Origin of the sequence: Rhizobium oryzihabitans, assembly GCF_010669145.1 — a bacterium.
Taxonomy (GTDB): domain Bacteria; phylum Pseudomonadota; class Alphaproteobacteria; order Rhizobiales; family Rhizobiaceae; genus Agrobacterium; species Agrobacterium oryzihabitans.
The window spans coordinates 143,460-167,958 of the sequence record NZ_CP048632.1 but is presented as its reverse complement, the minus strand read 5'-3'; the positions used below and the strand labels follow the sequence as shown (position 1 = coordinate 167,958).

Sequence of the window (24,499 nt, the reverse complement as noted above, 5' to 3'; positions counted from 1 at the left end):
GATGACCGGAAGGTCGCCCCGATTCGATCTCCCCCTTGAGGGGGAGATGCCCGGCAGGGCAGAGGGGGTAAGCCACACGCACCGTCCTCTATTACCCCCGCACCAAAACCCCACCCGTCACCGGCTCCTTCACCCCCGTCGTCCCCGGATAGGTCAGGGGCAAACCCTTCAGCGAGCGCACCGCCAGATAGGCCCAGGCCTCCGCCTCCATCGCCCCGCCATCGAAACCCGCCTCCTCCGCCGCGATCACCCGTGCACCGACCTTTTCGGCAAGGTCCGCGAATTCTGCCATGATCACCGGGTTCAATCGACCGCCGCCACAAACGACATAGGTCTTCGCCGCTTCGGGCAGATAACTCGCCGACTTCAGAATCGCCGCCCCCGTCAGATGCGCCAGCGTCCGCGCGCCATCCGCCAGCGAGACTTCTCCTTTTTTCGGCGGCACGAAATCGCCGCGGTCCAGCGACCGGCGGATATTGGCTGAAAAAAACGGGCTTTCCATATAACGCGCCACAAGCGACGCGACGACGCTGCCGCCAGCCGCCGTCTTCCCGCCCTTGTCGAAGGCTTTGCCCGTATGCGCCTCGATCCACTGGTCGATCAGCATATTGCCCGGCCCGCTGTCGAACGCCGCAAGCCTCCCTGCCTCGCCAATATAGGTCAGATTTGAGATGCCGCCGATATTGACAAAAACGGCCGGCGTTTCGAAGCCATCAGGCAGATTGGCGGAGAGCGCCATGTGGTAGGCGGGAATGAGCGGCGCACCCTGCCCGCCATGCACCATGTCGTTGGCGCGCATATCGTAAACCACATCGATACCGGTTTCCTCGGCCAGCAGTGCGCCGTCGCCGATCTGCACGGTCAGCGCCTCATCCGGCCGGTGCAGCACCGTCTGGCCGTGAAAACCGATCACGTCGACATCGCTGGCTTCAAGCCGGTGACGGTGGAGAAAGGATTTCACCGCCGCCGCATGGGCAAGCGTCAATTTGCGCTCGGCCTCAGCCAGATCGCCGGGGCGTTCACGCCGTTCGCGAATGGCTTTGGCCGTAACCAGCGCCTTCTGCCAGATCGCACGCAGGCCCGGATCATAGGGAAAATAACCGCTCGGCCCGTGCCGGACCACGCTTTCGCCATCCGTGTGCAAGAGGGCGATATCGATGCCGTCCATCGATGTCCCGCTCATCAGCCCGATCGCCGTTTTGACCTCGCCCACGCGCCGCTCCCTTTCAATATCGAATCATGCTGACATGAATCGCCGTTATTCATGGCCGAAACGGGTGCACTTTTCAAAAAACAATGGTAAAGCCCCCGCGTTCATTGACAGACAATGACGGCAAAGGTCCGACCAGAAAGAAAAAGGTTATGTCCAGGTTCAAGTCCGATTTCCTCCGCACGCTCGACGAGCGCGGCTTCATTCACCAGATCTCCGACGAGTCGGGTCTCGACGAACTGTTCGCCAAGGAAACCGTGACCGCCTATATCGGCTTTGATCCGACAGCGCCAAGTCTTCACGCCGGCGGTTTGATTCAGATCATGATGCTGCACTGGATGCAGCAGACCGGACATCAGCCGATTTCGCTGATGGGCGGCGGCACCGGCATGGTCGGCGATCCATCCTTCAAGGACGATGCACGGCAATTGATGACCGTCGACACCATTGAAAGCAACATCGCCTCGATCAAGCGCGTTTTCTCGAACTACCTCGATTACGACCGTGCCGACAAACCAGCCATGATGATCAACAACGGCGACTGGCTGCGCGAGATCAATTACCTCGAATTCCTGCGCGACGTCGGCCGCCATTTCTCGGTCAATCGCATGCTGTCCTTCGACAGCGTGAAGACGCGTCTCGACCGCGAGCAGTCGCTGTCCTTCCTCGAATTCAACTACATGATCCTGCAGGCCTACGACTTCGTTGAGCTGAACAAGCGAACCGGCTGCCGGCTGCAGATGGGCGGTTCGGACCAGTGGGGCAACATCGTCAATGGCATCGACCTCGGTCACCGCATGGGGACGCCGCAGCTCTACGCGCTTACATCGCCGCTTTTGACCACCTCTTCGGGTGCGAAGATGGGTAAATCGCTGAACGGCGCGGTATGGCTCAATCCTGACATGCTGTCCGCCTATGATTTCTGGCAGTACTGGCGCAACACGGAGGATGCCGACGTGTCCCGCTTCCTCAAGCTCTATACGACGTTGCCGATGGACGAAATCGCTCGCCTTTCCAGCCTCGGCGGTTCGGAAATCAACGAAGTCAAAAAAATCCTCGCAACCGAAATCACCGCTATGCTGCATGGCCGAGCCGCTGCGGAAGAAGCAGCCGAGACGGCGCGCAAGACTTTCGAGGAAGGCGCGCTTGCTGAAAACCTGCCTTCCATCGAGGTTCCGGCATCCGAACTCGATGCCGGCGTCGGTGTCCTCTCGCTCATCGTCCGTGCCGGTCTTGCCGGTTCGAACGGCGAGGCCCGCCGCCATGTCCAGGGCGGTGCGGTGAAGATCAACGATCAGGGCGTCTCCGATGAGCGCCAGATGATCGGCACCGGTGAAGTGACCGGCGACGGCGTCATCAAGCTGTCGGTCGGCAAAAAGAAGCACGTTCTGGTTCGCCCGGCTTAAGGGGCATAAAGATAGTCTTCCGGGAGCCGCGAAAACGGCTCTCGGGAGTGACGATAAGAGGCAGCGATCCCTCCACCGTCATCCTCGGGCTTGACCCGAGGATCCACAATCCGACGCACCATGGATCCTCGGATCAAGTCCGAGGATGACGTCGGGTATGAGGCTCACTCGCTATATGAGGCTTTCTCACTGAAACTCAAAAATCTGCCGGAACACACCGGGCGCGATCAGCGAGAGGGGATTGATCGTCAGCTTCGGCTGGTCCGTCTGGCCTGATAATTTGAAGGTGATGCCGAGCAGCCCCCGGTCGCGGCCGTTGCCGAGGAAGATGCCGATGAAGGGCAACTCGCCGAACAGCCGGTTCAGCCCGTAGGCTGGCATGAAGGTGCCGGTCATGTCCATGCGGCCGCTCTGGTCTTTCAACAGCCCTTGGAAGGTTGCGCCGATCTGTTCGCCGCGCACCACCCCGTTTTCCACCGCAACCGAGCCATTGACGTAAACAAGCCGGGCAAAACCGCGCTGGAATTTTTCCGAGCTGACATCGATATTGCGGCGTACCGCATTGTTGAGGCTCCTGCCATCCTCACCGGCGGGCGTGGCGACGATGTCCTGCAGCTTCGCTTCGTTGACGACGGAAAAATTGCGCAGGTCGAGCGAGCCGCTCCAGTCGCTGCCATTGGCAGTCGTCAGCGCAAGATTGAGCAGACCGCCGCGGATGCGGCTATAGATATTGGCGAAGCGGGCCAGGGATCCGGCATCGCTGCTGGTCAGCGTCACAGTCCCCGTCGCGCCGCGATTGGTAGTCTGCGCGACGACGGCCTGGCCATTGCCGGTGACACCGCGCACATCGACCGACCGAACCTTGCCGTCCCGCACGCTGACATCGGCACTGACATTGGCGAGGATTTCGTCGTTGAAACCGTAGACCTTGTCGAACTGCGCCTTGACGGCAAGGGATGGCTGCGAGCGTGATGCGCCGTCGCCCCCGCTCGAAGGGCTGCGAAGCTTGGATATGAAGGGCCGAAGATCAGCGGATTTTCCCGAAGCATTGATATTATAGCCATTCTTCGAGGCGGCGACCGAAACGGCGTAATTATCGGCAGGCGACAATTGCACGCGGCTGAGATCGGCCGAGATCAACCCGTTCTTGCTGAAAGCAATGTCACCGGCAGCGCCGAAACCGTCACCGTCGAGGGAAAAATCGCTGATCGTGGTGCGGCCATCGGCGGCTTCCAGGGTGAAGGCGGCTTTTGCCGGAATGCCGATGCCCTTGCTCCAGCCGAGCCCCGGCAGGATGATCGACGCCTTTGCCAGATCAAGCCGGATGTTCTGACGTTTCGGATCCGCACCCTCGATTTCCACCACCGTCGTGCCGCCAAGAACGGTGGACAGCTCCGGCGCGAGCTTGGCGACCTGCGTCTCGTTCAGGGTTGCCTTCAGCGACAGTGTCGGGGCAACGTCGCTGTTCTTGCGAACAGGCTCCGTCATCGCGATATCCATCGGCACGTCGTCCACACGGCCCTTGCCCTCAAGCCTGAGCTGGTGGTCGTTCAACGACATGAAACCGTCGAGCGCGGTCACCTTGTGTCCAGCGAACGGCTTTGTGAGCGACAGGTTCTTGAGATCGAGATCGGCCGTCCATACCGGCGGCGGCGGATTTTGGCTGGAGAGCAGCCCGATGGTCAGCTTCGCATTCGCCTTGACGTCACCGGTGAAGTCATCCGGCTTGAACTGCGTATCCTTGAGGGCATTGATGGGTTTCAGCGTCGCAAGTTCGGCAACCGCATCAGCCGCGCCTGCAACGTTCAGTTCGAGGTTGCCGAGCAGCGGCTTGTCATAAACGTCGGAGATGATGAAACGGCTGTTTTCCAGCGCCAGCGAGCGGTTGGACGGGAAATAGGATGTCGCCCGCTTGATATCGACACTCATCTGGCCGCCGACGAGATTGAAATGCGCATCGACATCGCGCAGCGGCGGAATATCGCCGGTGGTGTTAAGCCGCGTATCGTCAATATCGAAGCGAATCTGCATTTCGCTGTCGCCGAGCACCAGCGGGCAACCGGGACCGCACATCCGCCCCTGCGGAATGAAGACGGCAATCGAGCCGTTCGTGATCGTGCCGCCATAGAGATTGGACACCACCCATTCCCGCGGCTTGTGCGCCATCCAGAACGGCCAGAGCTGCTTGACAGCCGTCGCCTCCATCTTCGGAATCTGCCCCGCGAAACTGATTTCCGGCGATCCCTCGCCGAACCGGATCTTCAGCGATCCCGCCATGTCTCCAAGCGGGCCGCTGACATAGAGCGAGGGAACCTCAAGCTGCTTCGTGGCCGCCGTGAACTGCCCGTCCGCCTTCAGGCTGAAAGGTACGGGCTCCTCGCCCGACGCTTCGGCGGAAGCCACCGCATTGTCGATCCGCAGCGAAAGACCGAAGCCCTCCTCCGTATCCCTGATCTCGCCAACAACCGGAACAACCGTCCGCCCCAGCTCCACCCGTGAATTTTCGATCAAAAGCGTGCTCTTTTGAAAATCGTAGCGGGCATTGACGGTGCCGGCGGTAAAGGGCTGGGCCTCGCCACCGATGAGAAGCGTTCCGTTGCCCATGCCGACCGAGACTTCCAGCCGCGGCTCATGCCCTTCCATGGCGCGGCGGGCCACGATGCTGACACCGGTCTTGACGTTCAGCCCCTCATGAAGATTGCCCTGCGGATCATATTTCTCCAGAAACGGACCGATATCGAAACCGTCGATCCGGGCCTGAAAGCCATCGATCGTACCGCCAGCCCCGAGGTCTTCAGCGACACGCTGGCAATTTCCCCGTTAAACAACGTTTCGCCATCAAGCGAATATCCGCCCTGCTGGTCGGGCGTCAGTGACAGTTCCCGCACCTCGATGGTGCGCGGTTTGCCCAGTTCGCCAGGCGGCAGGTGAACCGAGACGCTGGAAATATCGATTTCCTCGGTCCCGCTGCTCAAGAAAGCCTGCGCGAGCTTGTCAAGCTGCCCGAAGGCCGCCTGCAATTGCTGCGGCACGGCGTCGAGCTTGACACTGGACAGATCAAACCCGTTACCCTTGGGCAGCAGCGCGGTGTCCAGTTCCATGCCGTCGGCTTCAAGGCTTTGCACCGAGACACGGCCTGCCAGAAGCGCAAGCGGATCGAGCGCCATGCCGATCGCCCGCGCCCGGCTCAGATGCTGGCCGGACTCCTTTTCGACGATATCGACATCCTGCGCCACCAGCGCCAGCCGCAGCCCGGTCGAGAACCGGATAGCCGACGAGCCTATCCGCGCGCTGTAGTGAGGCCCGAGCGCCCTTTCCAGCGCCTGCTGCGCCTGGCTGGAAAGGGTCTTGTCAATCGATCCGGTCTCGACGGAGACGATGATGCCGCCGATCGACAGAAAGGCGAGCACGAAAAGCGCCGCGAAAATCTTGATGAAGGCGCGCGCCATGGAGCGCGGCGGCGGGCAATGCACGATGATCGGATCTTCCGCCTGCGCCGAAGGGAGATCGTGCAGCGCAACGATATCACGCTTGCCGAACGTAACCTTTTCACCCCGTATTTCAGCCATACGCCCGTGTTTGCCCCTGAATAGCTTTTGTTTCGCCCCAACACTGGACGACGCGCCGTTTCGCTATATATCGAATGTGGCGACTTTCACTCAACATCCCGGCGAAAGAAAGGTGGATTATGACAGACTTGACGATTGGCAGCCCGGCTCCGGATTTCACTTTGCCCCGTAACGGTGAAGGAACGGTGACGTTGTCCGGCCTGCGAGGCAAGGCGGTCGTTCTCTATTTCTATCCGAAGGACGATACATCCGGCTGCACCGCCGAAGCCATCGACTTCAGCGCCCTTGGTGGAGAATTCGAGGCAGCCAACACGGTTGTCATCGGCATTTCCCCTGATAGCGTCAAAAGCCACGACAAGTTTGCCGCAAAACACGCGCTCAGCGTCATGCTTGCCTCCGACGAGGACAGGAAAGCTCTCGAGGCCTATGGCGTCTGGAAGGAAAAAAGCATGTATGGCAAAAAATACATGGGTGTCGAACGCACCACCTTCCTCGTCGCACCGGATGGCAAGATCGCGGAAATCTGGAACAAGGTGAAGGTTCCGGGCCACGCACAGGCCGTCCTTGAGGCAGCAGGCAAGCTCTGAGAGACGGCGCCTTGTGACGCCCCTTTCAAAATCATCTCGCTGCGCAGCGGCGCCACCGAGGCGATCGCCAGCGCCGATCTCGACCGAAAAACTGCATTGGCGCAGGAAACGGCGACGCGATGGTTTGAACGTCGCCTGTCGCTGCGCTCCCCGCTCGATCCGCCCTTGCCGGAACGTCCGGGCAGGCCGGAAAAGCCGGAACTCGTTCCACCGACCGCCGTCGAGCGCCGCTCCCTTCACACCGTCAAGGGCCGCATAGCGCTCCTTCACGCCATCGCCCATATCGAGCTGAACGCCGTTGATCTCGCGCTCGACATCGTTGCCCGTTATGCCAGCGAGCCGGTGCCACATTCCTTTTTCGATGGGTGGATGCAGGTTGCCTTCGAGGAGGCGAAACATTTCCGGCTGGTGCGTGACCGGCTGCGAAGCCTGGGCGCCGACTATGGCGATCTGCCGGCCCATGACGGGCTCTGGCAAGCGGCCCATTCGACCCGCAACGACCTGACCGCGCGGCTCGCGGTCGTCCCTCTCATTCTCGAAGCCCGCGGGCTGGATGTGACGCCCTCCCTGCAGGCAAAGATGCGGGAAACCGGAGACCTCGACAGTGCGGCCGTTCTCGATGTCATCTACAATGATGAAAAGGGCCACGTCGCCATCGGCGCCAAATGGTTCCGGTTTCTGTGCGCGCGCGAAAAGAAGGACCCGGCAGCCACCTTCAAACAGCTGGTGCGCACCAATTTCCGCGGTCCGCTGAAGCCACCTTTCAACGATCTCGCCCGCGCCGAAGCCGGGCTGACACCAGCCTTTTATCGCTCGCTTACCGCCGTCAGCAACAACTGACGCCGCTTTCCCGCCCTGAGGGCCTCTCCGGCAAAACTTCGTTAACCTTAACGAATTATGATTTCCTTTAGAGCGACGTGCGTCCATTCGGACGCGCAAATGATGCTCCAAACTGTTGAATCTGCGCGTCGTGCTTTGCGAAAATCGGCCAGCCCGGAGAGAGATTTTGACTGATACAACGGAAAACCGGGTATTCGGCAAAAAGCGTGAGCCACACGTCCTCATTCTGGCGCGCGGTGACAAGGTCCGGCATCTGACGATCCGGCCATGGATGTCGGCACTTGCCGGCTGCACCATCGGTCTTTTTTCGCTCGGTTATCTCGGGGCTACTGGCTATCTCATCCTGCGCGACGACCTGATCGGCGCAACCATGGCGCGCCAGACCCGCATACAGAACGATTACGAAGACCGCATCGCAGCGCTGAGGGCGCAGGTGGACCGCGTTACTTCACGGCAATTGCTTGACCAGCAGGTGGTTGAAAAGAAAGTGGAAAAGCTGCTGGAACAGCAGGCCGCCCTCACCTCCAGGCACGGGCGCATGAGCGAGTTGCTGGAACGCGCGGAAAATTCCGGCATTGCCGCCTCGCCGGCCGCACCTTCCTCTCTTTCCAACGCGATGGCGCCGGAAAAACGCGCCGATATGTCAGGCGGTCTTTCCGCCATCGAAAAGCTGATGGCGCCCCGGAAATTGCAGCCGGAAAACGCCGCCGGCACCGACAAACGGGCATCCTACGCGCCCGAAGCCGGCGAAACACCTTCCGACCGGGCCGACCGGGTGTTCTCCAAGGTGACGCTTTCACTGAAGGACATCGAGCGCCAGCAGATATCGCGCATAGCGAGACTGACCAGCGACGCCGAGGACAAGGCGAGCGCGATGCAGGACATCATCCGCCAGGCGGGACTGAAAATTGATGAAAGCGGCATGGACGATGTTGGCGGCCCCTACGCCGACCCGCAGCGCAGCGAGGCCGATCCGTTCAATCTGTCCCTCACCAATCTCGACAACGCACTCAACCGGCTGGATATCGTCAAGGAAAGTGCTACCGCCCTGCCCTTCGGCAATCCGGCCCCGGCAGAACGATCACCAGTCGATTCGGCAACCGGATGGATCCGTTCCTCGGGCGGCCCGCCTTGCATACCGGCATCGATTTTCGCGCCGAAACCGGTGCCGACGTGAAAGCGACGGGGGCTGGCAAGGTCACGGTTGCGGAAAATTCCGGCGGCTACGGCAATATGGTCGAGATCGACCACGGCCAGGGCGTGTCAACGCGATTCGGCCACCTCTCCGCCATTCTGGTCAGGGCCGGCGACAAGGTGGAGGCCGGCGACGTCATCGGCCGTGCCGGCAGCACCGGTCGCTCGACCGGTCCGCATGTGCATTACGAAGTACGCCGCAACGATACGCCCGTTGATCCGATGCGGTTCCTGATCGCCGGGGCAGAGCTTAAAACCTATCTTAAATAGTGGCCCGATTTTAACGCTTTTTTTGCGCTTTTGACGATAAATCGCGCAAAACCGCGCCGAAGGCTAAAATGCCTCGCCCGAACCGCGACGTTTCGCGTGCATTTCCCGTTGTTTCCTTGACTTTCCGGCAATTTGGGCATATCCCCGCGCCAAGTCTTTGCAAGTGTCGCAGCGGCACGCAGGTGTTCTTCCCGAACCAGAACGGAAAAAGTTCTTCCTTTGACAACATTCTCTGATCTTGGCCTGAGCCAAAAAGTTCTTTCCGCTATTGCAGATGCCGGCTACACGACGCCGACACCCATTCAGGCCGGCGCAATTCCGCCCGCGTTGGAAAAGCGTGATATCTGCGGTATCGCACAGACAGGCACGGGGAAAACCGCTTCCTTCGTTCTGCCCATGCTCACTCTGCTCGAGAAGGGCCGCGCGCGGGCCAGAATGCCGCGCACGCTGATCCTCGAGCCGACCCGCGAACTCGCGGCGCAGGTGGCTGAGAACTTCGAGAAATACGGCAAGAATCACAAGCTGAACGTCGCCCTTCTGATCGGTGGCGTCTCCTTCGAAGATCAGGACCGCAAGCTTGAGCGCGGCGCCGATGTTCTCATCTGCACGCCCGGCCGCCTTCTCGACCATTGCGAACGCGGCAAGCTGCTGATGACCGGCGTGGAAATCCTCGTCATCGACGAAGCCGACCGCATGCTGGACATGGGTTTCATTCCCGATATCGAGCGTATCGCCAAGATGATCCCTTTACCCGGCAAACGCTGTTCTTTTCCGCCACCATGCCGCCGGAAATCCAGAAGCTCGCCGATCGCTTCCTGCAGAACCCGACCCGTATCGAGGTTGCCAAGCCCTCCTCCACGGCAAAGACAGTCACGCAGCGCATCGTCGCCGCGCACAACAAGGACTATGAGAAGCGCGCTGTCCTGCGCGATCTCGTCCGTGCCGAAGAGGCCGAACTGAAGAACGCCATCATCTTCTGCAACCGCAAGAAGGATGTCGCCGACCTGTTCCGTTCGCTGGATCGTCACGGCTTTTCCGTCGGCGCCCTGCATGGCGACATGGACCAGCGTTCGCGCACCACCATGCTGCAGAATTTCCGCGATGGAAACCTGACGCTGCTGGTCGCTTCCGACGTTGCCGCCCGCGGACTGGACATTCCCGATGTCAGCCACGTCTTCAACTTCGATGTTCCCATTCATGCTGAAGACTATGTCCACCGCATCGGCCGCACCGGTCGCGCGGGCCGTTCGGGCAAGGCCTTTACCCTCGTCACCAAAAGCGACGCAAAATATCTGGACGCGATCGAGAAGCTGATCGCCGAGAAGATCGAGTGGCTGAATGGTGATCTCTCCTCACTCCCCGCCCCCATGGAAAGCTTTGAAAGCAATGCGGGCCGCCGGGGCAGCAAGGAACGTGGCGGCAGGGGCCGCGACAGGAGCCGTCGCGATGCACCCGTATCGCCGGTCGAAAACATCAATCAGGTTGCACAATCCGCTGTGGAAACGGACATCCCGGCTCATGGAGACGACAAGGTGAAAGCAGAACGCAGACCGGAAAAGACCCCGCGCAATTCTGAGCGCAACAATCGCAACCAGCCGCACGCCAATGACGACAACCGCGACCGCCGCCGCCATTATCGTGACCATGATGATGGCCCGACGCCCGTTGGTTTCGGCGACGACATTCCCGCATTCATGCTGATCGTGGCCAACGCCAAGGCCTGAGCCCACACGACTGACGCAGGAATGACAGCATGACGCCGACCATCAAGCCAGGACAAGATTTTCCGGGCGTCGGCGTTGGCCTTGCCATTTTACGTGACGGCAGGCTGCTTTTATGCCGGCGCCTGAAAGCGCCGGAGGCCGGATACTGGAATATTCCAGGCGGCAAGGTTGACCATCTGGAATCCGCCCTCGCCGCAGCAAGGCGAGAGGCCGAAGAAGAAACCGGGCTCACGATCGGCACGGTCGAATTTCTCTGTCACAGCGAATATATCAATCCGCAAGACCGCCATCACTGGGTCTCGCTGATCTTCGTGACACGCGATGCACAGGGCGAGCCGGCGCTGACCGAACCGGACAAGCTTTCCGATATCGGCTGGTTCGACCTCGATGCGCTTCCTGCACCGATCTCCGCCTTTGCAAAAGACGCGCTGAGCGCCCTGAAATAAAGCCGGGCAACAAACGGACATCACCGATTCAGCGGAGCACGGCGGGGTTTTTTCGTCCTCAGGCGAATATCTGCCGGGGAGCAGACATGCTCTCACACCCGGTATAAACCAACTCTGCGCGCGATTTCTTTTCGGTAAATATAATTATAAGAGAATGCCTTTGCGCAAAGCCGCGCAAATACAATTTTAAATTGCTTAATTTAGCACCATTTAAAAAACCGCCTCAGTTTCCTGAAGCGGTTTATACGTGATGAAATAAATACAATAAAGAATGTAATATAGTCTGGCAGTGCTTATAATCGGAACACTTCCGAGGCTTTTTACAGCCAATTTCAGTCGTCCCCTGAAACACGTATATCTAAGCTAAACATTTACTTTCCGTCAAGCAAATCTTCTCGCAAATGCGAAAAAAACATGGCAAGAAGCAAATGCCGAACAAAAAAAGCCGAATATTAGCTTTGTATATCAATGCATTAAAGAAGTGAAAATAAAATGTGCAGCCTATCGCGCTGCACTCTAAAAGTGCAGATTATGCTATTATTCTGCGCAAAATCTGCTTATAACCGCGGCATGTTACAGCATTATAAAGTAAAGAGCCTCTCACTGAGCGCAGTCGATACTTCTTTTGGCGCTCGACGGAAATTCCTTTAGCTTCAGAGCAGATATAATCGGCAGATCGCACATAATTGCATCAAAGCCCAACAACCAGGACGTGTTGTCGTCTTCCGATCTTTCAAATCATGTAAGTTCTGGCCTGAACCACCGTGTCAGGGCCGGCGATGTGCGATTCTGCTGGGGTATCGGTGATTTTTCCTTTGGAAAACCGATTGTTGCCGATAAACATCAAGCCGGGACAACAGGATTTCGATCACGTCATGCTTTCACTTCGCCTGCTAACGATTATCGCCGGTTTTGCCTTTGCGGGCTCAGCAAGTGCGGCATCGATTGGCATCGTTGCTCCGCAGAACGGTCCCTATGAGCTTCTGGGGCAGCAGGTGCGGCAGGGAGCAAAGGCAGCAGCTGCCAAGCTCGGGCTGGATATCGTCGAAATCCATGAAAGCTGCGAAGACGGCAGCGGCGGTGCGATTGCCGACGGCCTGGTGGCCGCCAAGGTCAGCGCCGCAATCGGATTTTTGTGCACCGAGACGCTGCAGGGCGTTTTGCCGCCTCTCAAGGCGGCCGCCATTCCGGCGATCACGCTTTCCAGCCGTGCCCCGATCCTGATGGAAGACGCCCTTAAATACGGCTGGCCGCTTTTCCGCCTTGCCCCATCGGACAAGGCCGAGTCGGACAGGGCCGCGGAAATCATCCTGCGCGACTGGAAAGGACATTCCATCGGGCTTGTGGATGACGGCACGATCTTCAGCCGCGACCTGGTGGACCGCATCCGTTCGACGCTGGAGCAAAACGGGCTGAAACCCACCTTTGCCGATACGATACGTCCGGGCCAGGAACAGCAGGTGGCACTCGTGCGCCGGCTGGCACGAACCGGCATTACCCATGTCTTCATCGGCGCCGAGCGCAACGATGTCGCCATCATCGCCAGGGATGCTGCTTCCGAAAACATTCCCCTCACCATCATGGGCGGCGATGCCATGAATGCGGCGAACAATCCCGTCGCACTTGCTCAGAACGTGCTGGCGATCACGCGCCCCGCCTATGACACGCTGCCCTCGGCACAGGCCGTCGCCGGTGAATTGCGCGCCGCCAACATTGAACCGGAAGGTTACACCCTGCCCGCCTATGCGGCGACGGAATTGACCGCAGCACTCGCGGAGGCGGCGCAATCGCAGGGAAAACCTGCACCCGAAATACTGGCAAGCGGCACCCCGTTCAAAACGATCATCGGCGATATCGTTTTCAATCCGTCGCATGAGGTTTCCGAAAACCCCTATCGCCTGCAGCGCTGGAATGGCCAGCGCTTCGAACCCGCGGACAAGGCCGAAAGACAGTAAGCGAAGCCGGTCGTGCCGGAAATTCAACAAGTCGCGGCCGAGGCCGTTTCAAACCCCGAAACATGATGCTAAAGGCAGCTTAACGCGTCGAGAGGAGTTTGCCCCATGTCCCTGCCCATCCGCATAGCACCGTCCATCCTGGCTGCCAATTTCGCCAAGCTGGGACAGGAAGTCGCCGATGTCACGGAAGCAGGCGCGGACTGGATCCACCTCGATGTCATGGACGGCCATTTCGTGCCCAACATCTCGTTCGGTCCTGACGTCATCAAGGCGCTCCGCCCGCACAGCAATGCCTTTTTCGACTGCCATCTGATGATTGCCCCCGTCGATCCCTATCTCGAAGCCTTCGCCAAGGCGGGCTGTGACGGCATCACCGTCCATGCGGAGGCCGGGCCGCATCTGCATCGCTCGCTCCAGACCATCCGCACACTCGGGCTGAAGGCCGGCGTGACGCTCAATCCCGCCACACCACTTTCCGTCATCGAAAACGTGCTTGATGATGTCGATCTCATTCTGATCATGAGCGTCAACCCCGGTTTCGGCGGCCAGAAATTCATTCCCGCCATGCTCGACAAGATCCGCGCGGCAAAAGCGATGATCGGCGACCGGCCGATCGAGCTTGAAGTGGATGGCGGTGTGACGGCGCAGACCGCCGGCGCGATCGTTGCCGCCGGCGCCAATGCACTCGTGGCCGGCTCGGCCGTCTTCAAGGGCGACGGCGTCGAAGACTATCGCAAAACGGTCTCGCTGCTGCGCACGGCGGCTGAAGCCGGGCAGTCCTGACCCGCCGCCAAACGCGGAGACGCCGCAAGCGGGACGACAGGGCGTTTGGGTGGGGGCTTTGATGGACAGCGACAGGCAGGAATCCGGCAACACATTATCGGCATGGCTGTTTCCACTTCTCGCCCCGCTCGTCTGGGCCGCCTCTTCAGCGGCCAGCGCCGGCCTTGGTCTTTATTCAAGAAACCGGTTCGAAACCGACCATGCCGCTGATATCGCCATACTGTTCTTCTGCGGCGGCCTCCTCGGCTGGCCGCTGGCCATGGTTGCCTTGCGCTTCCTCCCCGCATCCGCCGGCCTGCCGCTGCGCTTTGCGGCAAGCTGCCTTGCCATCGCATTCTTCACCATAGCGGTCGCGGCGGCGCTTTTCGCTTTCCAGTACCGCATCTTTTATGCGCAATGGCATGCACCGGCACTTTCCCGCATCTGGTTTTTCCAGCAGCTCTTCACCTCCCTCGGCGCGATCTACCAGTTCTGCATTCTCGGCCTTCGCCTCTATTTTCCATTTGCCGCTGTTCCGCTGGCGCTGGCGGGCGCAATCCTCTGCCGACGGATCCATGACCGCCCGGACGTCCAAAGGACGCTTTGACATCTGCAATAGGCGCATCGAGCCGGTGCGCTGGCTCTATAGTTGATTGAGATTATCGGAACACTTTGCTAAACGGGCAGCAAATTCCTCCACCAAGAATTCCTCCACTAAGAAAGTCATTGCCATGATCCCTCGTTACTCCCGACCGGAAATGGTCGCCATCTGGTCGCCGGAAACGAAGTTCCGCATCTGGTTCGAGATCGAGGCGCATGCCTGTGACGCGCTTGCCGAACTCGGCGTCATTCCGAAATCGGCAGCACAGACGATCTGGGAAAAGGGCGGCAGCGCCACCTTCGATGTCGCCCGCATCGACGAGATCGAGGCCGTCACCAAGCACGACGTCATCGCTTTCCTGACGCACCTTGCCGAATTTGTCGGCCCCGACAGCCGTTTCGTTCACCAGGGCATGACCTCGTCGGACGTGCTGGACACCACGCTCAACATCCAGCTCGTCCGCGCCGCCGATCTGCTGCTCGCCGATATGGACCGTGTACTCGCTGCACTGAAGACCCGCGCCTTCGAACACAAGAACACGGTGCGCATCGGCCGCAGCCACGGCATCCATGCCGAGCCGACCACCATGGGCCTGACCTTTGCCCGCTTTTATGCCGAGATGCACCGCAACCGCGAGCGCCTCGTCAATGCCCGTGCGGAAATCGCCACTGGCGCGATCTCCGGCGCCGTCGGCACCTTCGCCAATATCGACCCGCGCGTCGAAGAGCATGTCTGCGCCAAGCTCGGCCTCATTCCCGAGCCGGTCTCCACGCAGGTCATCCCGCGTGACCGTCACGCCATGTTCTTCGCCGTCCTCGGCGTCATCGCCTCGTCGATCGAAAACGTCGCCATTGAAATCCGCCACATGCAGCGCACCGAGGTTCTGGAAGCGGAAGAGTTCTTCTCTCCCGGCCAGAAGGGCTCGTCCGCCATGCCGCACAAGCGCAACCCGGTGCTGACCGAAAACCTGACGGGCCTTGCCCGTCTGGTGCGCATGTCGGTCGTTCCCGCCATGGAAAACGTGGCGCTCTGGCATGAGCGCGATATCAGCCACTCCTCCGTGGAGCGCGCCATCGGCCCCGACACCACCGTTACCCTCGACTTCGCACTGAACCGTTTGGCCGGCGTCATCGAAAAGCTGGTGATCTACCCGGACAACATGTTGAAGAACATGAACAAGTTCCGTGGCCTCGTGCATTCGCAGCGCGTGCTGCTGGCGCTGACGCAGGCCGGCGTTTCCCGCGAGGACGCCTACCGCCTGGTGCAGCGCAACGCCATGAAGGTCTGGGAACAGGGTGCGGATTTCCTGGAGGAACTGCTGGGTGACGAGGAAGTGCGTGCCGCCCTTCCCGAAGATGCCATCCGCGAGAAGTTCGATCTCGGCTACCACACCAAGCATCTCGACACGATCTTCAAGCGCGTCTTCGGCAACGCCTGAGCAAACACCCTGAAGTTAATGCCGTCGCGGCCTTGATCGCGGCGGCGTCACGACACAGATATGGGCGCATGAAAGTTTCAGAAGCAGATATCCTCATCGTACCGGGTTACACCAATTCCGGCCCAGACCACTGGCAGACCCGCTGGGAGCGCAAGCTTTCCACCGCGCGCCGTGTCGAGCAGGCCGAGTGGACAAAACCGGTGAGGCACGATTGGGTGGCGCGGCTCGTGGAAGAGGTCAACGCCTCGACCAAGCCCGTCGTTCTCGTCGCCCATTCGCTGGGTGTTCCGACCGTCATCCACGCCATTCCGGAAATCGGCAGGAAAGTTGCAGGCGCGCTTCTCGTCGCACCGCCGGATGTCGCCAATCCGGATATCCGGCCGAAACATCTGATGACCTTCGGCCCCTATCCGCGCGATCCGCTGCCATTTCCGGCCATCACCATCGCCAGCCGCAACGATCCCTTCGGCTCCTATGAACATGCCGACGATATTGCCGCCGCCTGGGGTTCGCTGCTGATCGATGCCGGCATGTCCGGCCATATCAACGCCGAGTCCGGCCATGGCCCATGGCCCGAAGGCGGCATGGTGTTCGCCCAGTTCCTGAGCCGCCTGAAGGCAAACGAGCCCTGAGAGGGACGAAGGGCGAGACCCGTCCCGCCCCTTGCCGCTCGCGCCGGCCGATTTTCAGCCATGGGACATTGTCGGCCCGACATAAGAATTGAAGGGAAGATATGCGCGCTGCATTGTAGAATGCACTCTTTTCCTTTATGGGACCGCTCAAAGACAGAAACGTAACGCCACCAGAATCGGCGTCAACCAAGAGACCTGCCATTATGAACCGTCGCCGCCGTATTTACGAAGGCAAGGCCAAGATCCTTTACGAAGGTCCGGAGCCAGGCACGCTTATCCAGTTCTTCAAGGACGATGCGACCGCCTTCAACAAGAAGAAACACGAAGTCATCGACGGCAAGGGTGTGCTGAACAACCGTATCTGCGAATATGTCTTCACGCATCTGAACAAGATCGGCATTCCCACGCACTTCATCCGCCGCCTCAACATGCGCGAGCAGCTGATCAAGGAAGTGGAGATGATCCCGCTCGAGATCGTCGTGCGCAATGTCGCCGCCGGCTCTCTGTCCAAGCGCCTCGGCATCGAGGAAGGCGTGGTGCTGCCGCGCTCCATCATCGAATTCTATTACAAGTCCGACGAGCTCGAAGACCCGATGGTCTCCGAAGAGCACATCACGGCTTTCGGCTGGGCCAACCCCGCCGAGCTTGACGACATCATGGCGCTGGCCATCCGCGTCAACGACTTCCTGTCCGGCCTCTTCCTCGGCGTCGGCATCCAGCTCGTCGATTTCAAGATCGAATGCGGCCGGCTTTTCGAAGGCGACATGATGCGCATCATCCTCGCCGACGAGATTTCGCCAGACAGCTGCCGTCTCTGGGACATCGAGACCCAGAAGAAGATGGACAAGGATCTGTTCCGCCGCGACATGGGCGGGCTTCTCGAAGCCTATTCCGAAGTTGCGCGCCGTCTCGGCATCATCAATGAAAACGAACCGATCCGCGGCACCGGCCCAGTCTTGGTAAAGTAATATCGGCCGCGTGAAGTAATATTGGCCTAGCAAGGTAAAATCAGGAGAAGATCAGGTGATCAAGGCACGGGTGACTGTTACGCTGAAGAACGGCGTTCTCGATCCGCAGGGCAAGGCAATCGAAGGCGCGCTCGGCAGCCTCGGTTTCGGCGGCGTCGGCCATGTCCGTCAGGGCAAGGTCTTCGACCTGGAGCTCGAAGGCGCCGACAAGGCCAAGGCCGAGACCGACCTGAAGGCGATGTGCGAAAAGCTTCTGGCCAATACGGTTATCGAAAACTACTCTATCGCCATTCTCTAAAAGCCGCAGGAGCCGCCGACCATGAAATCCGCTGTCGTCCAACTTCCCGGCCTGAACCGCGACCGCGACATGATCGCGGCGCTCACGAAAATCTCCGGCACGGCGCCCGTCACCATCTGGCAGACGGAAACGGCACTTCCGGATGTGGACCTGATCGTCATTCCCGGCGGCTTCTCCTACGGTGACTATCTGCGTTGCGGCGCGATTGCCGCCCGTATGCCGGTCATGCAGGCCATCCGCGAAAAGGCCGAAAAGGGCGTCAAGGTTCTCGGCGTCTGCAACGGCTTCCAGATACTGGTCGAAGCGGGCATGCTGCCGGGCGCGCTGATGCGCAACGCCTCCCTGAAATTCGTCTGCCGTGAAGTGAAGCTCGAAGTCGTCAACAACGACACCGAATTCACCCGTGCCTATGACAAGGGCCAGGTCCTGCGTTGCCCCGTCGCCCATCACGACGGCAACTACTTCCTCGATACGGATGAGCTCAAGTCCGTTGAAGACAACGGTCAGGTCGTGTTCCGTTATGCTGACGGCACCAACCCCAACGGCTCGCTGAACGACATTGCCGGCGTCATCAACGCACAGGGCAACGTTCTCGGCATGATGCCGCATCCTGAAAACCTGATCGAAGCCGCCCATGGCGGCAATGACGGCCGCGGCCTCTTTGCCTCGGCGCTCGGCGTCATCGCAGCCTGACAGACCGGGCGGGCTTCAAGCCCGCCTTTTTAATGCCCGCTTGCGGCTGCCGCTTCGGCCTCTCTTCTGGATGACCTGATGTCTCTTGCTTTTCGACTGAATGCCCACAAAGCTACCGGACTGATCCTTGCTGCCGTCGCACTCGCCGCCTGCCAGCCGAAACCGCAGCCGGCTGCCTCCGTTTCCCGCGCCGCCCTGCCGACGATGGAACGGATCGCGCTCGGTGCCAATGCCTGCTGGTTCAAGTCGGGGGATGCAGCTTTCAAGGCCTACCGTCTGGCGCCGGAGTTGAACTCCTTCTCCGGCAGGCCGCGCATTCTGCTCGTGCCGCGCAACAGCCCGGAATCGCGCCCCATGCTGGTCGTACAGGCCGAGGGTAACCCGGCAAAGCTCGATGCTTTCGGTCCCATGATGAACGAGACCGTTTCCGGCCGCATCGCAACCGATGTCAAACGCTGGGCGAATGGCGGCAAGGGCTGCTGATCTCATCGTACGCGACAAAAAGATTCTAGGCCGGCGCGTCGGTTAAGACGCTTGCCCTTTGTAATACGCGCTCGCTTCCTCATTCCTGTGCTTGTCACAGGAATGAGGGGCGTGGGGATGCATCGCGGCAGGAAACTCCTCACGTCATATGTTTAGGTGTATTGGTTTGGCGAAAATGCTCCAAGCAGTCCAAACACAAAAAGACCCGCCAACGCCGGTTGGGACTGGCGTGGCGGGCCTGCCGAATGGCAATTCAGGCACCGGGGAAAGATGGCGCCGCTCTCCGGCAGAAAATCAAAGCGGCCGCGTTGGCCACGAGAAAAGCTGTGACTTTGCGGCCTCTTTCAAGGCCTCGTCGCGCGTCACGCCAATATCCTGCAGAAGATCGTCCGACAGTTCCCGCAAAGCGAGCCGTCCCTGTCGTTTATCGTGCCAATTGAACAAGCCCGTAATCAGGCGACCAATAAGCGTGCGAGCGATCTCAGCCGGATACGGCGCCGGTGCGACCATGTCGCCGGCATCGCGGAACACGCGTTCCCGTTCGTAACCGTCAGGATAAATTGTATCCGTTGTCGAAAGGTATTGATCCATCTTGCGCATATTGCACCTATTGTCTCCGTGCGTTCAGCCTCAGTTAATGCATCCAATAAATACAATTGACTTGCGCATAGATACAATGCATAAATTGTCACCATGACAAATTGGCTTCCCGACATTACCGAGGGCAATGGGCCCATTTACCTGCGCCTTGCAGACAGTATCGAAGGTGCGATTTCGGATGGCATTCTGAAGGCAGGTTCGAAATTGCCGCCGCAGCGCAATCTCGCTTATGATCTGGGTGTGACAATCGGCACAATCAGCCGCGCCTATGCGCTCATCCACGAACGTGGTCTCGTCAGCGGCGAAGTCGGGCGCGGTACTTATGTCAACGAGAGCAAGACCCCTGCCCCGTCGTCACGTATCGAACCGGCAGCGTCTGGATTCGGCGGCACACGCCACCCGATCGAAACCAGCGCGGAGTTTCGGCTGAACACCACAGCTGCACCCGATGTCGGCCAGAGCGTGCTGATCACCCGGCACATCGAGGCCGTCACCCGGGACCATCCTTTCGAAGTCGCCAACTACACCCGCACGCTTCCAGACAGCTGGTGTATGGCGGGCGTCCGCTGGCTTTCCCAGAACGGCTGGTCGCCGAAACCGGAAAACATTGTTTCGACGCTCGGCGCCCATGCGGCGGTAATGAGCGTTGTGACGGCGATGACGGCGCCGGGCGACCGGATCGTTTTCGAGCCCCTCACCTATTCCCATATCAGCCGCAGCGCCGCGCTCGCCGGACGGCGGGTAACGCTGGTGGAAGCGGATGAGAAGGGCATTGTCCCTGATGATTTCGAGCGCGTCTGCGCCCAGCAGCACCCCAAGATGATCTTCCTGATGTCGGCCGGCCAGAACCCGACCTGCGCCACCCTGCCCGAGGAGCGGCGGCGGGCAATCGCCGATATCGCCCGCAGATACGGCGTATGGATCGTCGAGGACAATCTCTATGGCGCCATGACCCGCGAGGCCATTCCCCTGATTGCCGAATTTGCGCCCGATATAACCTTCGTTATCGGCGGGCTGTCCAAATCCGTTTCCGCCGGCGTCCGCGGCGGCTGGGTCGCCTGCCCGGCACAATTCTCATCGCGGATACGCATTTCGCATTCGATGATAACAGGCGGCCTGCCCTTCATGCTGGCAGAACTGAATGCGCGGCTCGTCAACAGCGGCGACGCCGATGACATCCGCAAGGATTGCATTGCCGAGATCAACCAGCGCGAGGCGATCGCCAGACGCGTTTTTACCGGGCTGGAATTCAACTCCCTGCCGGATATCGCCTTCCTGTGGCTGCGACTGCCCGAACCCTGGCTTTCCGGTACATTCCGCAATGCCGCCATGAAGGAAGGCGTGCTGATCGACGACGAGGACGAGTTCAAGGCCGGGCGCACGGAGAAGGTTTTCCACCGTGTCCGCATCAGCTTCTCCGGGCCTCCCAAACGCGAGGATCTAACCCATGCCTTCGGCACCTTGCGGCATCTGCTCGATAATGGTTCGGCCGGTTATGAAAGCGAGGCGTGAGCGGGAACGAGTCTTTCCTGCAACACGACCTCTAATTCAGTAACTCATTATTTACCAAACCGGCGAATCTGCCATCCTTTCCCTACTTCGGAGCGGGGAATGATTCGATGGCAGCATTCGGTTCCATATCCGCCAGGGCATTTGTTGCTCTCGCGATGGTTTTCGCAGCATGTGTGTTGAGTGACATGACGCCGGCCGCCGCCGCAGACGGCACGGTGTTCGATGAATTGCGTTTCGGGGTCACGACCTCGCTCGCCGATCGCGGTGGCGGTGGCGAAGACGGCGTATTCCCGGCCTTTACCGCCTATTTCGATCCCTTCGCCAGCGCCTCGGCCGTCACCCTTGGCGAAAAGCTTGCCCGCCCACGACTGCATCTGGGTGCGGAAATCGGCACCGAGGGCGAAGCAAATACCATTTACGGCGGCGTCAACTGGACCTTCGACCTCAATCCGAAAATTTTCGTCGACCTCGGCTTTGGCGGCCTGTGGCATGATGGCAGGCTGAGAAACGGCCCGGGCGAAACCGGCGCGGAATTCGGCTGCCGCGTGCTTTTTCATGAATATGCCGCCATCGGATATCGCTTCAACAGCAACTGGAATATTTCGACTCAGATCGAACATGCCTCCCACGCCAATCTGTGCGACGGCCCCAATGACGGGCTGACGCGTGTGGGACTAATGGTCGGCTACAAGTTCTGAATATGCCAACAAAGCAGCGTTTTGCCGGCAAAACGGCGCATTTTCCTGTCGCACGATCAAGCCTCTTGCGGTAAAGAACCGGAAACTTTCCTCGGCTCGAACCGCGTGAGACCTATGTCTATCTCAAATTCCATCAAGATCACCCCGGAACTCGTTGCATCCCACGGGCTGAAGCTCGACGAATACCAGCGTATCCTCGACCTGATCGGACGGGAGCCGAGCTTTACCGAGCTGGGCATCTTCTCGGCCATGTGGAACGAGCACTGCTCATACAAGTCCTCCAAGAAGTGGCTGAAGACCCTGCCGACCAAGGGCCCACGCGTCATTCAGGGCCCCGGTGAAAATGCCGGCGTTGTCGATATCGACGATGGCGACTGCGTCGTCTTCAAGATGGAGAGCCACAACCACCCATCCTACATCGAACCCTATCAGGGTGCGGCGACCGGCGTCGGCGGCATCCTGCGTGACGTCTTCACCATGGGTGCCCGCCCGATTGCGGCCATGAACGCCCTGCGCTTCGGCGCACCCGATCATCCGAAGACCCGCCACCTCGTGGCCGGCGTCGTCGCCGGTGTTGGCGGTTACGGCAACTCCTTCGGCGTGCCGACCGTCGGCGGCGAAGTGGAGTTCGACCCGCGCTACAACGGCAACATCCTCGTTAACGCCTTTGCCGCCGGCCTTGCCAAGTCCAATGCGATCTTCCTCTCGGAAGCCAAGGGCGTCGGCCTGCCGGTGGTCTATCTCGGCGCAAAAACCGGCCGCGACGGCGTCGGCGGCGCGACCATGGCATCCGCCGAATTCGACGAATCCATCGAAGAAAAGCGCCCGACCGTTCAGGTTGGCGACCCCTTCACCGAAAAGTGCCTGCTGGAAGCCTGCCTCGAACTGATGAAGACCGGCGCGGTCATCGCCATTCAGGACATGGGTGCAGCCGGCCTCACCTGCTCGGCCGTTGAAATGGGCGCCAAGGGCGATCTCGGCATCGAGCTCGATCTCAACGCCGTACCGGTGCGCGAAGAGCGCATGACGGCTTACGAAATGATGCTCTCGGAAAGCCAGGAGCGCATGCTCATGGTTCTCGAGCCCTCCAAGGAAGAAGTCGCCAAGGCGATCTTCGTCAAGTGGGGTCTGGACTTCGCCATCGTCGGCAAGACCACCGACGACCTGCGCTTCCGCGTGCTGCACAATGGCGAGGAAGTCGCCAACCTGCCGATCAAGGATCTCGGCGATCAGGCCCCGGAATATGACCGTCCGTGGACGCCCGCCAAGGTTCAGGCGCCGCTTTCGGAGAACGACGTTCCAGACGCAGACATTGCCGACGCGCTGGTATCGCTGGTCGGTTCGGCCAACAACTCCTCGCGCCGCTGGGTATACGAACAGTACGATACGCTGATCCAGGGCAACTCCCTGCAGCTGCCGGGTGGGGATGCGGGCGTGGTTCGCGTCGAAGGCCATGACAAGAAGGCGCTCGCCTTCTCCTCCGACGTCACACCGCGTTATGTCGAGGCTGATCCTTTCGAAGGCGGCAAGCAGGCCGTGGCCGAATGCTGGCGCAACATCACCGCAACCGGTGCTCTGCCGCTGGCGGCCACCGACAACCTCAATTTCGGCAATCCGGAAAAGCCGGAGATCATGAGCCAGCTCGTGCATGCCATCAAGGGCATCGGCGAAGCCTGCCGCGTGCTGGAATTCCCGATCGTTTCCGGCAACGTCTCGCTCTATAACGAGACCAACGGTCAGGCGATCCTGCCTACCCCACCATCGGCGGCGTTGGGCTCCTGAAGGATTGGAACCGCATGGCGCGCATCCGCTTTGCTGCGGCTGACGAGGTGGTGCTGTTGGTCGGCGCGCCTGCCGGTCTCGGCACCCACATCGCCCAGTCCGTTTACATGCGCGACATCCATGGCCGCATCGATGGCCCGGCACCGCATGTGGATCTGGCAGCCGAAAAGACGAACGGCGATTTCGTCCGCACGCTCATCACCGACGGTCTTACGACAGCCGTTCACGATTGCTCTTCGGGCGGTCTCGCACTTGCTGTTGCCGAAATGGCGATTTCCTCGGGCATTGGCGCGACGATCGATGCGGTCGAAGGCCACAATCCGGTCCTCACCTTCTATGGCGAAGACCAGGGTCGTTACGTTCTGACGGTGAAGAAGGCCGATCTCGACAAGGTGCAGGCGGCGGCCAAGGCGGCAGGCGTTTCCTGCCCGGCAATCGGCGTCACCGGCGGTGCAAGCGTAAAGCTGGGCACGGCGCGGGCTGTCGAGATTAAAGAATTGCACTTGGCCTATGAATCGTGGTTCCCTCAATTCATGGACGGCGAAACTTTGATCGCCGCAGAATGAATTAAGGAGAAACACCATGCCCATGAAACCCGGCGACATTGAAGACATGATTAAGGCGGGAATTCCCGGGGCAAAGGTCACGATCCGCGATCTGGCCGGTGATGGCGACCATTACGCGGCGGAAGTCGTCGCGGAAGCGTTCAAGGGCAAGACCCGCGTGCAGCAGCACCAGATGGTCTATGACGCGCTGAAGGGCAATATGGGCGGTGTTCTGCACGCCCTTGCCTTGCAGACCTCGGCTCCCGAATGACCGTGGCCGTCAAAG

General features: G+C 60.0%; 18 protein-coding genes and 4 pseudogenes. 19 read left to right on the top strand and 3 right to left on the bottom strand.

Features of this window, described 5'->3' with window-relative positions; all coding sequences use genetic code 11:
- Positions 1-91 precede the first annotated feature (91 nt).
- A complete protein-coding gene (locus G3A56_RS00920) occupies positions 92-1,213 on the bottom strand; it encodes an anhydro-N-acetylmuramic acid kinase (RefSeq protein ID WP_082182514.1) in 1,122 nt (373 codons plus the stop codon).
- A 149-nt stretch (positions 1,214-1,362) separates the two neighbouring features.
- On the opposite strand from G3A56_RS00920, the gene tyrS reads away from it, so the two are divergent.
- Complete coding sequence (gene tyrS, locus G3A56_RS00915; protein WP_082184457.1) at positions 1,363-2,616, top strand: tyrosine--tRNA ligase; 1,254 nt, start codon at positions 1,363-1,365, stop codon at positions 2,614-2,616.
- A gap of 186 nt (positions 2,617-2,802) precedes the next feature.
- Here tyrS and G3A56_RS00910 read toward each other — a convergent pair.
- Positions 2,803-6,185, bottom strand: a pseudogene (locus G3A56_RS00910) (YhdP family protein).
- Positions 6,186-6,304: 119 nt separating this feature from the next.
- Between G3A56_RS00910 and G3A56_RS00905 the strand changes: the two are divergent.
- The 14 genes and pseudogenes from G3A56_RS00905 (at position 6,305) to G3A56_RS00840 (ending at position 19,076) form a co-directional block, all read left to right on the top strand.
- A complete protein-coding gene (locus G3A56_RS00905) occupies positions 6,305-6,772 on the top strand; it encodes a peroxiredoxin (protein ID WP_082182516.1) in 468 nt (155 codons plus the stop codon).
- Positions 6,773-6,805: 33 nt separating this feature from the next.
- The gene (locus G3A56_RS00900; protein WP_164056568.1) at positions 6,806-7,612 is read left to right on the top strand and encodes a ferritin-like domain-containing protein; all 807 of its coding nucleotides are present in this window, start codon (positions 6,806-6,808) and stop codon (positions 7,610-7,612) included.
- A gap of 166 nt (positions 7,613-7,778) precedes the next feature.
- Positions 7,779-9,076, top strand: a pseudogene (locus G3A56_RS00895) (M23 family metallopeptidase).
- 219 nt (positions 9,077-9,295) lie between these two features.
- Positions 9,296-10,800, top strand: a pseudogene (locus G3A56_RS00890) (DEAD/DEAH box helicase).
- 29 nt (positions 10,801-10,829) lie between these two features.
- Positions 10,830-11,246 (top strand): NUDIX domain-containing protein, encoded by a 417-nt coding sequence (locus tag G3A56_RS00885; RefSeq protein ID WP_003495385.1) that lies wholly within the window; start codon positions 10,830-10,832, stop codon positions 11,244-11,246.
- A gap of 827 nt (positions 11,247-12,073) precedes the next feature.
- Complete coding sequence (locus G3A56_RS00880; protein WP_246231035.1) at positions 12,074-13,201, top strand: branched-chain amino acid ABC transporter substrate-binding protein; 1,128 nt, start codon at positions 12,074-12,076, stop codon at positions 13,199-13,201.
- 105 nt (positions 13,202-13,306) lie between these two features.
- On the top strand, positions 13,307-13,984 hold the full coding sequence (gene rpe / locus G3A56_RS00875; RefSeq protein ID WP_082182520.1) for a ribulose-phosphate 3-epimerase: 678 nt from the start codon (positions 13,307-13,309) through the stop codon (positions 13,982-13,984).
- Positions 13,985-14,045: 61 nt separating this feature from the next.
- The gene (locus tag G3A56_RS00870; RefSeq protein WP_082182521.1) at positions 14,046-14,570 is read left to right on the top strand and encodes a hypothetical protein; all 525 of its coding nucleotides are present in this window, start codon (positions 14,046-14,048) and stop codon (positions 14,568-14,570) included.
- A 124-nt stretch (positions 14,571-14,694) separates the two neighbouring features.
- Positions 14,695-16,002 (top strand): adenylosuccinate lyase, encoded by a 1,308-nt coding sequence (gene purB / locus G3A56_RS00865; RefSeq protein WP_035242377.1) that lies wholly within the window; start codon positions 14,695-14,697, stop codon positions 16,000-16,002.
- A gap of 68 nt (positions 16,003-16,070) precedes the next feature.
- Positions 16,071-16,634, top strand: a complete 564-nt coding sequence (locus tag G3A56_RS00860) for an alpha/beta hydrolase (RefSeq protein ID WP_003495376.1) — start codon at positions 16,071-16,073, stop codon at positions 16,632-16,634.
- A 203-nt stretch (positions 16,635-16,837) separates the two neighbouring features.
- On the top strand, positions 16,838-17,602 hold the full coding sequence (purC, locus tag G3A56_RS00855) for a phosphoribosylaminoimidazolesuccinocarboxamide synthase (protein WP_003495374.1): 765 nt from the start codon (positions 16,838-16,840) through the stop codon (positions 17,600-17,602).
- A gap of 55 nt (positions 17,603-17,657) precedes the next feature.
- Positions 17,658-17,900 carry a phosphoribosylformylglycinamidine synthase subunit PurS gene (purS, locus tag G3A56_RS00850; RefSeq protein WP_003495372.1) on the top strand — a complete coding sequence of 81 codons (243 nt, stop codon included), beginning with the start codon at positions 17,658-17,660 and terminating at the stop codon, positions 17,898-17,900.
- Positions 17,901-17,921: 21 nt separating this feature from the next.
- The gene (gene purQ, locus G3A56_RS00845; RefSeq protein WP_082182522.1) at positions 17,922-18,593 is read left to right on the top strand and encodes a phosphoribosylformylglycinamidine synthase subunit PurQ; all 672 of its coding nucleotides are present in this window, start codon (positions 17,922-17,924) and stop codon (positions 18,591-18,593) included.
- A gap of 78 nt (positions 18,594-18,671) precedes the next feature.
- On the top strand, positions 18,672-19,076 hold the full coding sequence (locus G3A56_RS00840; RefSeq protein ID WP_003495368.1) for a hypothetical protein: 405 nt from the start codon (positions 18,672-18,674) through the stop codon (positions 19,074-19,076).
- Between the two features lie 294 nt (positions 19,077-19,370).
- Here the strand turns inward: G3A56_RS00840 and G3A56_RS00835 are convergent, their stop codons facing one another.
- Entirely contained in the window at positions 19,371-19,676 is a 306-nt protein-coding gene (locus tag G3A56_RS00835; RefSeq protein WP_035224218.1) for a DUF1127 domain-containing protein, read from the bottom strand.
- Positions 19,677-19,769: 93 nt separating this feature from the next.
- On the opposite strand from G3A56_RS00835, the gene G3A56_RS00830 reads away from it, so the two are divergent.
- The 4 genes and pseudogenes from G3A56_RS00830 to G3A56_RS00815 all read left to right on the top strand — a co-directional run bounded on the left by G3A56_RS00830 (position 19,770) and on the right by G3A56_RS00815 (position 24,484).
- Positions 19,770-21,188 carry an aminotransferase-like domain-containing protein gene (locus tag G3A56_RS00830; protein WP_082182523.1) on the top strand — a complete coding sequence of 473 codons (1,419 nt, stop codon included), beginning with the start codon at positions 19,770-19,772 and terminating at the stop codon, positions 21,186-21,188.
- Between the two features lie 107 nt (positions 21,189-21,295).
- Positions 21,296-21,886 (top strand): acyloxyacyl hydrolase, encoded by a 591-nt coding sequence (locus G3A56_RS00825; RefSeq protein WP_082182524.1) that lies wholly within the window; start codon positions 21,296-21,298, stop codon positions 21,884-21,886.
- Positions 21,887-22,000: 114 nt separating this feature from the next.
- A pseudogene (purL, locus tag G3A56_RS00820) lies at positions 22,001-24,234 on the top strand (phosphoribosylformylglycinamidine synthase subunit PurL).
- Positions 24,235-24,250: 16 nt separating this feature from the next.
- Positions 24,251-24,484, top strand: coding sequence for a BolA/IbaG family iron-sulfur metabolism protein (locus tag G3A56_RS00815; protein ID WP_003507909.1), 234 nt, complete (start codon positions 24,251-24,253; stop codon positions 24,482-24,484).
- The last annotated feature ends 15 nt before the right edge of the window (positions 24,485-24,499 follow it).